Source organism: Rhizobium sp. LARHSG275 (assembly GCF_052871115.1).
In genome coordinates this window covers 114,703-127,823 of sequence record NZ_JBIXJN010000021.1, presented here as the reverse complement: position 1 = coordinate 127,823, position 13,121 = coordinate 114,703, and the positions used below count along the sequence as shown (strand labels likewise).

Here is a 13,121-nt window from a genome sequence, read left to right as displayed (position 1 = left end):
AGGTCTGCAAAACGCAACTTTGATAAAACAATCTTCTCTAAACAAAACAAACGGCCCATGCCGAACAAAAAGGGTCGCCCAAGCGGCCCTTTCTGCTGTAATATAATAACGCGGGGTGGAGCAGCCCCCGCCGGAACCGCAGAAGGCAAAGCCTTCGAGGACCGGCAAACAAAAAGTCCAGGCTTGCCCCAGACAGCTCATCATGGCGCGGGGTGGAGCAGCCCGGTAGCTCGTCAGGCTCATAACCTGAAGGCCGCAGGTTCAAATCCTGCCCCCGCAACCAAATCCCAAATACACTCCTGAGCAATATCGCTGGCGCGAAGACTTCATCTTCGCTGGCGATGGTAGCTCCTCGTTCGCAGAGCTCACCATAACCTGAAGGGCGAGCGGTCGATCGGGCAGCGACCGATAAAACAGTCCAGTGGACTGTTTTAAGACCCGAGCGGGGCAAATCCTGCCCCCGTGACCAACTAACTTGCAAATTTACCCATTCAAGTCGCTTGACAGAAAGCTCCTCGACATAACCCTTGAGGAGCTTTTTGCGTTTCTGCTGGGTGTCGAGCTCCCCGGGTGCCACCTGGCTTGCCACGGAACTTTCATCCTGCAGCGATGAGAGCCTCGGCGGTTTTTGATACGCAAGATGGCGCGGTGCAACCGGCGGAAACGCGGAGCATTCATCTTGCACAGCGAGCCACTCGTCTCAAAACGTCCTGAGCCCGGACACATCATAGCCAGCGGCGACATAACTGCGACGGCATTGTATGCGGTGCGTCGCCGTTGTACCATGTAATCTGACAAGTGCGCGCAGTGCTCATTGTATAGCCGGAGCCAAAGTCCGGTCGTGCGCTTCAACCCGATGAATAAGTAGCCGGGATCATGGAACTTATCGTCGCCCTTGGCCTGATCGTCTTGAAGGTCGCGTTCCTGATTGCGATCCTGCTGTTGCTACCCTTGCCGCTGACCTGGCTGGAACGGAAGATCGCCGGGCACATGCAGCAGCGGATGGGGCCGATGCGCGTGGGATGGCACGGGCTGTTGCAGCCGGCGGCGGACGGAATCAAGCTCCTGACCAAAGAGGATCACATCCCGGCCGAGGCCGACCGGTTCCTGTTCAAACTGGCGCCAATCCTGGCGCTCGCCCCGCCCTTTGTGGTGTTCGTCGCGATCCCCTTCGGCGAAACTGTCTCGGTCCTCGGCCACGAGATCACGCTCTACGTCTCCAACATGAATGTGGCGCTCCTTTTCGTTTTCTCGGTGATCGGGATCGAGGTTTATGGCGTGATCTTCGGCGGCTGGGCCTCCAACAGCAAATACGCTGTTCTGGGCAGCCTCAGGACCTGCGCGCAGATGATCAGCTACGAGATCCCGATGGGGTTCGCGGTCATCGGCGTGGTCATGCTGGCGCAATCCATGAGCCTGCTCGAGATCGTGCGGGCGCAGGCCGATGTCTGGAACATCGTCTACCAACCGGTCGGATTCTTTGTGTTCTTCGTCGCCGGGCTCGCCGAAGCACAGCGCATTCCCTTCGACCTGGCGGAGGCGGAGGGTGATCTGGGGGCCGGGTTCCATACCGAATACAGCGGTATCCGCTTTGCCTTCTTCATGGTCAGCGAATATGCCATCGTATTGCTTGTGTCGGTGCTGGTGGTGATCCTGTTCTTCGGCGGTTGGAACGGAGTTCTGATTCCCTTGCCACCGCTCTTGTGGTTTGTGCTCAAGATCGCGTTCTTCGTCTATGTGTTTATCTGGTTCCGCTTCACTTTCCCCCGCTACCGCTACGACCAACTGATGGCGATCGGATGGAAAGTCTTGCTTCCTCTTTCAATGGCGAACATAATTATAACCGGTGTACTTTTTGGGGTCGTAGCGGCTCCGTAGCGAGGCGGCGATGTCGCGCGCGCAGGACAGAGTTGGAACATGGATTGGTTGGGCGTTCTTTGCCGATCTGGCGAGCGCCTTGGCTCTGACCTTCGGCTACATGTTCTCCAGATCCGTGACCATGCAGTATCCGGACAAGGAAAAGTGGCTGCCCTACTCCCGCTATCGCGGGCATCACTTCCTGACGCGTGATGAAGAGGGCGAGATCAAGTGCGTGGCCTGCGAACTCTGCGCGCGAATCTGTCCCTGCGACTGTATCGAAGTCGTCCCCTACGAGGACGAGAAGGGCAAGCGGCACCCGGCCAAATTCGAGATCGACACGGCCCGATGCCTGTTCTGCGGGCTGTGCGAGGACGCCTGCCCGGCGGACGCGATCGCGCTTGGCCAGCAATACGAATTCTCGAGTTTTTCCTCAGCTGACCTGATGATCGGGCGCGATGATCTGCTCGCCAAGCCGGGTAAGGCGGCAACAGGCGGCGGCGTGGTTGCCGCGCGCCTGAATACGAAGAAGGACGTACTTGTCGAGACGAAAGAGACGCAGGGCTACAACTGGTGGCGGAATATCCGGCGAACATGAACGCGCGCCAGCTGTCAAACCGAAGCGCTCGGAAGGAGGCTCAGATGTTTGTCGGTGAAATCATGAAAAACAAGGGTGTCGGTGTCATCACAGTTGCTCCCGATCAGACGATGGTGGAGGTACTGCGGCTGTTTCGAGACAACAATATCGGCTTCGTCGTCGTCAGCCGATCGAACGGCAAATACCTCGGTACGCTGTCGGAGCGGGACTGCTGCAATGCGGTGGCGGAATACGGGGCCGAGGCGGCGATGATGCGGGCCGCTGACATCATGAACCGCAGTGTGGCGACCTGTTCGACACAGGATTTGCTGCCCGTCGCGATGGGGATCATGACCAATCGACGGACGCGTCATGTGCTGGTCATGGACGGGAACGAGGTTACCGGCGTGGTCAGTATCGGGGACGTGGTTAAACACAGGCTCGACGAAGCGCAGCGCACGGAGCAGGATCTGCAGGATTACATCTGCGGGACCAGGTATCACTGACGTCGCCAGATCGATGTAAAGACGCTGGGACACGGCGGCATGCCGGGGGCCTTCCGATGCCCGATCCCAAATCTTCAGACCCCACGCCAGATCCGGTCCGTGCGGTTGAGCTCAAGAGCGGCATGAACCTTCTGGACCTCCACCGGGCATGGGTATTCGCCCCGCCGCATCAGGCTGTTGAGACGCAAGGCTCTATAGTTTTCCGGAACGAAGACGAGGCCCTTGGGAAACCGCCCGTCGACCTTGAGTTGCGCCGTCAGTTCGCCCTGGCCGGAACGCACGATCACCTGATCGCCATCCGAAAGGCCAAGCTGCGCGGTATCCTGCGCGCTCATCGCGACATAGGGATCGTTGGCGACTGTGTTCAGGATGACCGACCGTTCGGAAAGATATCCGTTGTGGAACAGGCAGTCGCCGGTGATCAGCATGAGCCGGTCGGCTGCTGTTGGAACGGGCGGCGGTGCAAGGAACACGCCAGCCGGTAATGATCGCACCGCCTTGGTGAATGCGCCGTCGGCGCCAAGCCCGTCCTGCGTCAACCCCTGATAGGCCGGAACCAGCCGGGCAATCTCGTCGAAAATTTCGGCTTGCGTCGATGGCCGCAGCGCCTGGTTGCGTAGCGCCGCGACGAAGTCGACAATCGCCAGATTGCCTCGCGCCTCGAAAACGGGCTCCCGGAATTTGCGAACATTCTGGATCCGGCCCTCGTTGTTGGTGAACGTTCCGGATTCCTCGCCGTAGCCCGACGCGGGCAAGACGACCTCGGCCATGGCCGCCGTATCCGTGAGGAACGCGTCCTGCACGATCAGGAGATCGGCGGCGCCGAGCGCCCGCGTCACAAAGTCCCGGTCGGGATAGGCGACCAGGGGGTCGGTTCCGACGATGTAGAGCGCGCCCATCCGCCCGCCGACGCAGAGCTCCAGCATGGCGTCGAGATCCGCGCCGGGTTCAGACGGGATTTCGGCGCCCCAGTTTCGTGCAAGAGTTGCGCGCGCCGCGTCATCGGCGACCGCCCGCAGCCCCGGCAGAGCCGCCGGCAGAGCCCCCATGTCCCAGGCGCCCATCTGGTTGGCACGGTCGAAGAGAAATTGCATCGCCGGGCCCTTGCCTAGCAGGCAGAGGACGTGCAGCAGGTTGTTGAGCTGCTGCAGCGTCGCACGCGCTTCGGGTAATCTCAGGAGGTCGACGCTGACAAGCACGGTGACGCTGCGGCCTTCCCTGAGCGCGGCGGCCAGGCGATCGGGCCCGTCACTGCCGGCGCCCGCCGCCGGCCTGCCGATTGCCGCATCGATGTCCGCAAAAGCGCCGCCCGGCAAGGCCTGACCAGCCGCCGCCACGAGACCGGCCACCACCGCCGCAAGGCTCGCCGCTTCTCCGCCCGGAGGCACACGAACCACCACCCTGGCATCGGCGTCCAGACGCGATGGTCGCGCCGATAGCATGAGCAATTCGGTCTGCCGCCGCCGCGCGCCGTCCCGCAGCAGGTATTCGGTGACCGGGTTCTCCTCGGTTATGTTGCCTCCGACGACGAGCACGCAGTCGTTGCCGATTAGGTCGTCCAGCGGCGTGCGGCTGTAGAAAGTTCCCAATAGCGGGCCGAGCGTATCGAAGGGCGCGGCCCAGCGTGACGAACAATCGATGTTGTTGGTCCGGAATACCGTTCGCATCAGCTTCTGGAACTGATAAAGCACCTCGTTGGGCAGGCGAGGCGAGGCCAGCCCGCCGGCATCCTTGCTTTCGACGGCCAACAGTCGCCGGCGCAGATAGTCCCCCGCTTCGTCCCAGGAAACCGGAACCAGGGCGCCATCGTGGCGGATCATCGGCTGCTTGATCCGGTCTCGGCTTGCAACGAAATCGAGGCCGAAGCGTCCTCGCACGCAGAGAGTTTCGTGGTTGACACCTTCGTCCCACTTCGAGCGCACCCGCATGAACTCGCCCTTGCGCGTGCCCACCGTCAGCTGGCAACCGGTGCCACAATGCGGGCAGACCGTGTCGGTCTCTACGAGATCCCAGGGGCGCGCCTTGTAGCGGTAGGGGAAGCTCATCAGCGCGCCGACCGGGCAGACCTCGACGCAATTGCCGCACTGATCGCAACTCGCCAGACTGCCCTCGAAGCCGGTGACGGCGGTATCCATGCCTTTTTCGACGGTGCCCAGTGCCACCGCGCCGACGACCTCCTCACACATCCGGACGCAGCGCTGGCACTGGATGCAGCGGTTGACGTTCATGATGATGACCGGACTCAGACGAATGTCCTCGGAGTGGAACACACGTTTGTCATCGTGGAATTGGCTTTCGCGGGGGCCGTAGGCCATTACCATGTCCTGAAGCTCGCATTCGCCGCCCTTGTCGCAGATCGGACAGTCGAGGGGGTGGTTGGCGAGCAGCATGTCGAGCATGGAAGAGCGCGTTTCCTCGATCAGAGGCGTGTTCGTCCGCACGACCATGCCATCGGTGGCCACAGTGGCGCAGGACGGCTGCAGCCGGCGCAGGCCGTCGATCTCCACCAGACACATGCGGCAGGAGGCGAGCGGCGGCAGGCGCTTCATATAGCAGAAGGTCGGGATGTCGATGCCCAAACGCAGGGCGGACTGCAACACCGTCGAGCCAGCCTCAACTTCCAGCGTTTGTCCATCGATCGTGACTTTAAGCATGGTCTCCTCACAGCCTGATCCAGCACACTCCTTCAGTGAAACGGGCACCTCCGCTCCTCGACATGGGCGACGAATTCATCTCGGAAATGCGCGAGTGCTGCCCGCAATCCCATCGCTGCACCGTCACCCAAGGCACAAAACGTATTGCCGAAAATGCCCTTGCAGAGCATCTCCAGCTGCTCCAGATCGCCGGGTGCGCCATCCCCGCCTTCAACCCGGCGCAGGACCTTCACGACCCAGTTCAATCCTTCCCGGCAGGGCGTGCACTTGCCGCAGGACTCATGGTGGAAGAACTCGATGATCCTGGTGGCGACCTTGACCATACAGGTGCTATCGTCGATCACGATAAGGCCGGCCGAACCGAGCATCGAGCCGGCGGCAGCCAGCGAGTCAAAATCCATCCTCACGTCCAGCCCGTGCTCAGGGATGACCGGCGCTGAGACCCCGCCCGGGATCACCGCCTTGATCTTGCGTCCCGGCAGGGCGCCGCCGGCATGTTCCTCGACCAGCTCGCGCAGGGGTATGCCCATCGGCAACTCGTAGAGGCCGGGTTTGCGCACCTGCCCACTGAGGCAGTAGAGCTTCGGGCCGGGGCTCTTGTCCGGCCCAATGCCGCGGAACCAGTCCGCGCCCCGCGCCACGATATGCGGCACGCAGGCCAGCGTCTCGACATTGTTGATCACGGTCGGGCTGGCGTAGAGCCCGGCCACGGCCGGAAACGGCGGCTTCAATCGCGGCTGCGCCCGCTTGCCCTCGAGCGACTCGAGCATGGCAGTCTCCTCGCCGCAGATATAGGCGCCTGCGCCGCAATGGATGTGGACGGCGAAATCGAAATTCGAGCCCAGAATGCCCGTTCCCAGATAACCCTTTTCGTGTGCCTCGGCGATCGCCTGCTCCAGGCGACGGATTGCCGTCACATATTCTCCGCGGATGTAGACATAGGCGGTTTTGGCCCCAATCGCATAGGCGCTTACCGCCAGCCCCTCGATGAGTTGATGCGGATCGCGCTCCATGATGATCCGGTCCTTGAAGGTACCTGGCTCGCCCTCATCGGCGTTACAGCAAAGGTATTTCGGCTTGTCGACCTGCTTCGGCACGAAACTCCATTTCATGCCCGTCGGGAATCCGGCACCGCCGCGACCGCGCAGGTTGGACTGTTTGACGAGGTTAATGACCTCGTCAGGCGTGTATTCGCGCAGCGCCTTCGCCAATGCCTGGTAGCCGCCGCCAGCCTCGTAGGTCGACAGCAGGTGACTGTCCGGCACGGCGACATTCTTGAGGAGAACCGGCTCGAACATGGCGCTACTCTCCCTGCGGTCGCGCAGAGGGCTCGATGCTCGCGACCCGTTCCGCCGTAGCCCGCAGGTTCTCCAAAAGTGCATCTATCCGCGCGACATCAAGGGCGCCATGGTAATCGTCGCCGACCTGCATCACCGGAGCCATCTCGCAGGCACCGAGGCACTCGACGGAGGAAAGCGTGAACAGCCCGTCCGGCGTGGTGTCGCCCTTCCTGATCGCCAGCACCGTTTCCAGATGCTTCAGCAGGTCCTCGGCTCCGCACAGCATGCAGGAAACATTGTCACAGAGTTGCAGGTGGAACATGCCCACCGGCTCGGTGTGGAAGAGCGAATAAAAGGTCGCAAGCTCGTAGACCCAGATCCGTTCGACTCCGAGCGTGTCGGCGACTTCTTCCAGCACCTGACCAGGCAGATGGCCATGCTCCCTCTGCGCGATCAGAAGCGCGGGCATGATCGCAGAGCGCTGATCGGGATACCGCGCCGCTGCCTCTTTTATCTTTTCGCGCATGGTCATTGCATTCAAATCCCTGCTACTTGTCCACCTCCGCCATCACCGGGTCGAGACTGCCGAGCACGGCGATCATGTCCGCCAGATAGCGGGCGTTGGTCACCCCGAACAGTCCCTGAAGGTTGACGAACGAGGGTGCCCGCACCTTCATGCGGAATGGTTTTGGCGACCCGTCGCTGATGATATAGAAGCCAAGCTCGCCCTTTGGCGCCTCGATCGCCGAATAGACCTCGCCCTTCGGCACCTTGAAGCCATAGGCCGACAGGTCGAAATGCTGGATCAGTGCTTCCATCGAGCAATGCACCTTGTCCTTGTCCACCGGGAAGGCGATTGTTGGCATGTCGATCTGGAACGGCCCCTCGGGCATCTGGTCGAGGCATTGCTCGATGATCCGGACGCTCTCGCGCATTTCCTCGACCCGACATTGCCAGCGCGCATAGCAGTCACCCTCGTCGCGCGTGATGACGTTGAAGTCGAGCCGGTCATAGATCTCATAGGGCTCGTCGCGACGGATGTCCCAGTCGACGCCCGAAGCGCGCAAGTTCGGACCGCTCAGGCCAAGATCGATGGCGTTCTCGGCGGAGATCACGCCGATCCCCCGCGTGCGCTTCAGGAATACTCGGCTGTTTTCGAGCAACCGCTCATAGTCGCGGATCCGGTTCGGGAAGATGTCGCAGAATTCCCTGATCTTGGGAAGGAAACCGTCAGGCAGGTCCTCGCGCACTCCGCCGACCCTGCAGAAGGACGTGTGCATGCGCGCACCGCTGATCATTTCCAGGAGGTCCATGATCATTTCGCGCTCCCGCATGGCGTAAAGCAAGGCGGTCATGGCGCCGAGGTCCATCGGCAGCGCGCCGGTGATCAAGACATGGCCGGAGATCCGCGCCAGCTCGGCCATCATCACGCGGATATATTGTGCGCGAATCGGTGCTTCTATGCCGAGGAGTTTCTCCACCGCCAGCGCGAAGGCGAGGTTGTTCGACGGTGGACAGAGGTAGTCGAGCCGGTCGGTGAGCGGAAAAATCTGGGTGTAGGTGAAGCTCTCCGCCAGTTTTTCGGTGCCGCGATGGAGGTAGCCGATATGTGGATCCACGCGCTTGACGTACTCGCCGTCCATTTCCAGGACAAGCCGAAGAACCCCATGCGTGCTCGGGTGCTGGGGGCCGAGATTGAGAAGCACCTCCTTGGTGTCGAACGCTTCGCCTTGCGGGCTGATCAGTTCGGTGACTTCGGTCATTTTAAGTTCCCGGCGTGGAGCGGCCTCCCTTATGGAATGTTCTTGGTGGCGAGGTCGGGCTGTGTCGGCGGCGTACCTTCGGCGCCAAACGGGTTCAGCTTGTCCTTGTAGCCACGAAGCGGAAAATCCTTGCGTTGCGGGAAGCCCTCGAACCCTTCCCACATGTAGATCCGGCGCAAATCGGGGTGGCCCTCGAACCTGATCCCGTACATGTCCCAGGCTTCGCGCTCATGCCAATTGGCGGTTCGCCAGACCCCCGTCACCGACGGGACCCGCGGCGGATCGGCGAGGCGGCATTTGATGCGAACGCGCCATTTGTTCGGTAGCGAATAGAGGTGGTACACCGTCTCGTAGCGTGGCATCTCAGGATAATGATCGACCCCGCAGATGTCCGACAGGAAGTTGAACCGCAACGCCGGGTGTTCCTTCAGAAACCGGCAAAGCTCGACGATCGTGTCAGGCGGAGCGGCGAAGGCATGTACACCATGCGCGAAGCCAAGATCGTCGATTGTCTCGCCGAAACGCTCCGTGATCGTAGTGCGGATGAGGGGCGTCTCCACACTCATGACGCTGCAATCCGATCCAGAGGAGTCCCGGCCAGTGCTCGGGATTTTTTAATCTTCTCCTGAAGTAGCAGGAATCCATGCATCAGCGCCTCGGGCCGCGGCGGGCAGCCGGGCACATGCACGTCCACCGGCACGAAGGTCTCCGCTCCCTGCACCACCGCATAGGTGTTGTAGACCCCGCCCGAGATAGCGCAGGTGCCCATTGCGATAACCCAGCGCGGCTCCGGCATCTGGTCATAAAGCCTGCGCACGACGGGAGCGAATTTCCGCGTCACGGTGCCGGCGATAATCATCACGTCGGACTGGCGCGGCGAAGGCCGGAACACCACGCCGAACCGATCGAGATCATAGCGGGCGCACCCCGCCGAGATCATCTCGATGGCGCAGCAGGCAATTCCGAAGGTCTCGGGCCACAGCGCCGATTTTCGGCTCCAGTTGATAACGCTCTCGGCCGTGGTGAACAGCACGCTATCGCGGATCGAATTGTTTACGCTTCCCATTCCAGCGCTCCCTTCAGCCAGGCGTAGGCGAAGCCCACAAGAAGCAGCACTATGAAGACGAACATCTCGACATAACCGACGAGCCCGATGTCTTTCAGGACAACGGCCCAGGGAAAGAGGAACATCGTCTCGACATCGAAGACGACCAACAGGATCGCGAGAATAAAGAACTGCACCCTAAAGCGGCCCCCGGCGGCCTCGCCTGCTGGGTCCATGCCGCATTCATAGGGCATGTTCTTTTCGGGATAGGGATTGGACGGGCGCAGCAGTGAGGAGACAAAAAGCGTCGCCCCTGTCACCAGAACAACTCCGGCGACCATGAAAAGAACCGGCAAGAATTCCATTGCAGCCATATCGCACTGCACCGGTTACCCACTGAAAGCTTTCCTAAGGCCGCGACCGCCCTGTTCAGGATGGTAATGCGGTTGCCCCGGGAAAGGGCTTGGGTAATCCTTTCTCGAGCTTCCAGTTTATTCCGTCGGGCAGATCATTGCAAATTCAATCGGTCAGCCGCCAAACACCGAGTTTTGAGCAAGCCTCAGAAACCACGCGGGAAACAGGCCGATGCCGATGGTGCCCAAGGCGGTGAAGGCGAGCGTGGTGCGTACCCAGGGAGTCAGCGCCGGCTCGAACGTCCTCTCCGGCTCGCGCATGTAGATCACCATGACTATGCGGATGTAAAAATAGGCGGCGACGGCGCTCAGCAGCACCGCTATCACCGCCAGCATGACGAAACCTCGCTCGACCAGCACGACCAGCACGTAGAATTTGGCGAAGAACCCGGCCGTCGGCGGAATGCCGGCCAGCGAGAACAGATAGAGCAGCATCAGAAGCGCCAGACCGGGATGCGACTTGGCGAAACCCGCGTAATCTTCAATGACCTCGCCTGAGAAATCGCCGTTCCGCATCATGATGACGGCACCGAAAATACCGAGATTCATGAGGGAGTAGATCAACAGGTAGAGCATCACGCTGGCGATTCCGTCCGCGCCGCCGGCCACCACGCCGAAAAGGGCGAACCCGGCATGGGCAATGCTGGAATAGGCCAGGAGGCGCTTGAAATTATCCTGCACCAGCGCGACGAAACTTCCGAGCGCCATCGTCACCACCGCAATGACCGCGACGATGATCCAGACGTCCGAGGCCGCGACCAGCGGGTTGAGGAACACCCGCAGGATCGCCGCAAACCCTGCCGCCTTAGGGCCTACCGACATGAATGCGGTGATCGTCGTCGGCGCGCCTTCGTAGACGTCCGGCACCCACATATGAAACGGCACCGCGCCGACCTTGAAGACCAGCCCCGCGACGATGAAGACCTCTGCCAGCAGCAATCCCGGATCGAGCGGGTCGCCGGTCACAGCCGCAGCCATCCCGTCCAGTTGCGTCGTGCCGGTCAGCCCGTACATCAACGAAACGCCGTAGAGGAAAATCCCGGTCGAGACCGCGCCAAGGATCACGTATTTCAGCGCCGCTTCGTTCGACCGCCGCTCTCGCCGCAGGAAGCCGGTCAGCACATAGGTGCAGAGCACCATCAGTTCGAGGCCCACATAGATCGAGAGGAGATCGGTCGCCGAAGCCATGATCATCATTCCCGACAGCGAAAAGAGCAGCAGGACATAGTATTCGCTGCTCCCGATCCCCTCGATATCCGCATATCTTCGCGAAAGGAGGAATGTCAGGATGGTGGCCAGGTAGAACACGAACTTGAAGAAGACCGCGAAGCGATCGGCGATGAACATGCCCGTGTAGGCCGGCCGCACCTCGCTCGAAAGCATGAGTGTCGCCAAGGCGGCAATCAGCACGACCGCGACGGAGGCCCAGACAAGGAAATGTTCCTGGCCCTTGCGCACAAGCTGTCCCAGAATCAAAAGGATGCAGGCTCCAGTGATCACCACGATCTCGGGCAGGCTTGCGAGAGCCGACTGGAAAAGTGCTGCGGCAGTCATTGGCCGCTCCCTTTATCATGCACCTGAGCCAGCAGATGCTTCACCGAGACGTCGATGATGTTGAGAAAGGGTTTCGGATATAGCCCGACCCAAAGCACGAACACGGCCAGCGGCAGGATCGCGACCATCTCGCGGGCGTTCACGTCGCGTATCTTGAATCGGACACCGACGCTGGCCGGACCAAGCGCGACTTTCCTATACATGCCAAGCAGATAGGCCGCGCCCAACAACGCGCCAAAAACGGCGGGCGCGCCGATGGCGAGGTTGGCCGCAAAACCGCCCGACAGCACCAGCAGTTCGCCCACGAACGAATTCGTCCCCGGCAGCGCCATTGACGACAGAGTGAACAGCGCCAGAAACGCCGTATAGACCGGCGCCGCCTTCATCAGCCCGCCATAATCTGCAATGCTACGCGTGTGTGTCCGCTCGTAGATCAGGCCGACGAACAGGAACAACGCGCCGGTCGTTACGCCATGATTGAACATTTGCAGGATGGCGCCCTCGAGCCCGCGGAGGTTCAGCGCAAAAATCCCCAGTGTCACGAAGCCCATGTGGCTGATGCTGGAATAGGCCACCAGCTTCTTCAGGTCGTCCTGCGCCAGCGCAAGCAACCCGCCATAGACGATCGCAAGCACCGAAAGCGAAAGCATCAGCGTCGAATAATACACCGACGCCTCCGGCAGCATCGGCAGCGAGAACCGCAGGAACCCGTAGGCGCCCATCTTCAGGAGCACCCCTGCAAGGATGATGCTGCCTGCCGTCGGCGCCTGTACATGGGCGTCCGGCAGCCAGGTATGGACCGGCACCATCGGCACTTTGACGGCGAAGGCGATCAGGAAGGCGAAGAACAGCCAGGACTGGACCGGGAACGGCAAATCCTGCGCTGTCAGCGCGAGGATGTCGAAGGTCTCGCCGCCGTTGAAATAGAGCACGATGACACCGATGAGGAACAGGAGGCTGCCCGCCAGCGTGTAGAGGAAGAATTTGAACGCCGCATAGACCCGGCCTTCTCCACCCCAGACGCCGATGATCAGGTACATCGGGATCAGCATGGCCTCCCAGAAGACGTAGAACAGGAACAGGTCGAGCGCGCAGAACACCCCCAGCATCAGCGCCTGCATGGAGAGCAGACTGACCATGAACGCCTTCACCTTGCGGTCGATCGCGACCCACGAGGCGAGCACGCATATCGAGCCCAGCAGAGTGGTCAGGAAAACGAAGAGCGCGCTTATCCCGTCGATGCCAAGCGCATAAGTGATCCCGAGCGCGGGCACCCATGGGCGCCTCTCGGTGAACTGCATCGCGTGGGCCGTGGTGTCAAAGCTCGCCAGCATGGCGATGCAGAGAGCGAGGTCGAGGATGGTGACGGCCAGCGCGGTCCACCGCACCGCATCGTCGCTGCGCAGAAACATCAGAACCGCTGCCCCGGCGACGGGCGTGAATACGATGAGACTGAGTAGCGGCAATCCCAT

Annotated in this window: 12 protein-coding genes and 1 tRNA gene; 4 read left to right on the top strand and 9 right to left on the bottom strand. The window is 61.2% G+C overall.

Annotated features, from left to right (window positions below; all coding sequences use genetic code 11):
• The first annotated feature begins 206 nt into the window (after nucleotides 1-206).
• The 4 genes from ACIPSK_RS25975 to ACIPSK_RS25960 all read left to right on the top strand — a co-directional run bounded on the left by ACIPSK_RS25975 (nucleotide 207) and on the right by ACIPSK_RS25960 (nucleotide 2,940).
• Nucleotides 207-283, top strand: a tRNA-Met gene (locus ACIPSK_RS25975).
• Between the two features lie 593 nt (nucleotides 284-876).
• Nucleotides 877-1,878, top strand: a complete 1,002-nt coding sequence (nuoH, locus tag ACIPSK_RS25970) for an NADH-quinone oxidoreductase subunit NuoH (protein ID WP_162117874.1) — start codon at nucleotides 877-879, stop codon at nucleotides 1,876-1,878.
• A gap of 10 nt (nucleotides 1,879-1,888) precedes the next feature.
• Complete coding sequence (locus tag ACIPSK_RS25965) at nucleotides 1,889-2,455, top strand: NADH-quinone oxidoreductase subunit I (RefSeq protein ID WP_162117875.1); 567 nt, start codon at nucleotides 1,889-1,891, stop codon at nucleotides 2,453-2,455.
• A 44-nt stretch (nucleotides 2,456-2,499) separates the two neighbouring features.
• The gene (locus ACIPSK_RS25960) at nucleotides 2,500-2,940 is read left to right on the top strand and encodes a CBS domain-containing protein (RefSeq protein WP_026154335.1); all 441 of its coding nucleotides are present in this window, start codon (nucleotides 2,500-2,502) and stop codon (nucleotides 2,938-2,940) included.
• 74 nt (nucleotides 2,941-3,014) lie between these two features.
• Here ACIPSK_RS25960 and nuoG read toward each other — a convergent pair whose 3' ends face one another.
• The 9 genes from nuoG to ACIPSK_RS25915 all read right to left on the bottom strand — a co-directional run bounded on the left by nuoG (nucleotide 3,015) and on the right by ACIPSK_RS25915 (nucleotide 13,121).
• Nucleotides 3,015-5,594, bottom strand: a complete 2,580-nt coding sequence (gene nuoG, locus ACIPSK_RS25955) for an NADH-quinone oxidoreductase subunit NuoG (RefSeq protein ID WP_446532980.1) — start codon at nucleotides 5,592-5,594, stop codon at nucleotides 3,015-3,017.
• Between the two features lie 32 nt (nucleotides 5,595-5,626).
• Nucleotides 5,627-6,892, bottom strand: coding sequence for an NADH-quinone oxidoreductase subunit NuoF (nuoF, locus tag ACIPSK_RS25950; protein WP_162117876.1), 1,266 nt, complete (start codon nucleotides 6,890-6,892; stop codon nucleotides 5,627-5,629).
• A 4-nt stretch (nucleotides 6,893-6,896) separates the two neighbouring features.
• Nucleotides 6,897-7,406, bottom strand: coding sequence for an NADH-quinone oxidoreductase subunit NuoE (nuoE, locus tag ACIPSK_RS25945; RefSeq protein WP_162117877.1), 510 nt, complete (start codon nucleotides 7,404-7,406; stop codon nucleotides 6,897-6,899).
• 16 nt (nucleotides 7,407-7,422) lie between these two features.
• Nucleotides 7,423-8,637 carry an NADH dehydrogenase (quinone) subunit D gene (nuoD, locus tag ACIPSK_RS25940; RefSeq protein ID WP_017965947.1) on the bottom strand — a complete coding sequence of 405 codons (1,215 nt, stop codon included), beginning with the start codon at nucleotides 8,635-8,637 and terminating at the stop codon, nucleotides 7,423-7,425.
• Nucleotides 8,638-8,666: 29 nt separating this feature from the next.
• Nucleotides 8,667-9,203, bottom strand: coding sequence for an NADH-quinone oxidoreductase subunit C (locus tag ACIPSK_RS25935; RefSeq protein ID WP_162117878.1), 537 nt, complete (start codon nucleotides 9,201-9,203; stop codon nucleotides 8,667-8,669).
• Nucleotides 9,200-9,703, bottom strand: a complete 504-nt coding sequence (locus tag ACIPSK_RS25930; RefSeq protein WP_162117879.1) for a NuoB/complex I 20 kDa subunit family protein — start codon at nucleotides 9,701-9,703, stop codon at nucleotides 9,200-9,202. Before ACIPSK_RS25930 ends, ACIPSK_RS25935 begins: the two co-directional genes overlap by 4 nt.
• A complete protein-coding gene (locus ACIPSK_RS25925; RefSeq protein WP_017965944.1) occupies nucleotides 9,691-10,056 on the bottom strand; it encodes an NADH-quinone oxidoreductase subunit A in 366 nt (121 codons plus the stop codon). Before ACIPSK_RS25925 ends, ACIPSK_RS25930 begins: the two co-directional genes overlap by 13 nt.
• Nucleotides 10,057-10,209: 153 nt before the next feature.
• Nucleotides 10,210-11,649 carry an NADH-quinone oxidoreductase subunit N gene (locus ACIPSK_RS25920; RefSeq protein ID WP_162117880.1) on the bottom strand — a complete coding sequence of 480 codons (1,440 nt, stop codon included), beginning with the start codon at nucleotides 11,647-11,649 and terminating at the stop codon, nucleotides 10,210-10,212.
• Nucleotides 11,646-13,121 (bottom strand): NADH-quinone oxidoreductase subunit M, encoded by a 1,476-nt coding sequence (locus tag ACIPSK_RS25915; protein ID WP_162117881.1) that lies wholly within the window; start codon nucleotides 13,119-13,121, stop codon nucleotides 11,646-11,648. Before ACIPSK_RS25915 ends, ACIPSK_RS25920 begins: the two co-directional genes overlap by 4 nt.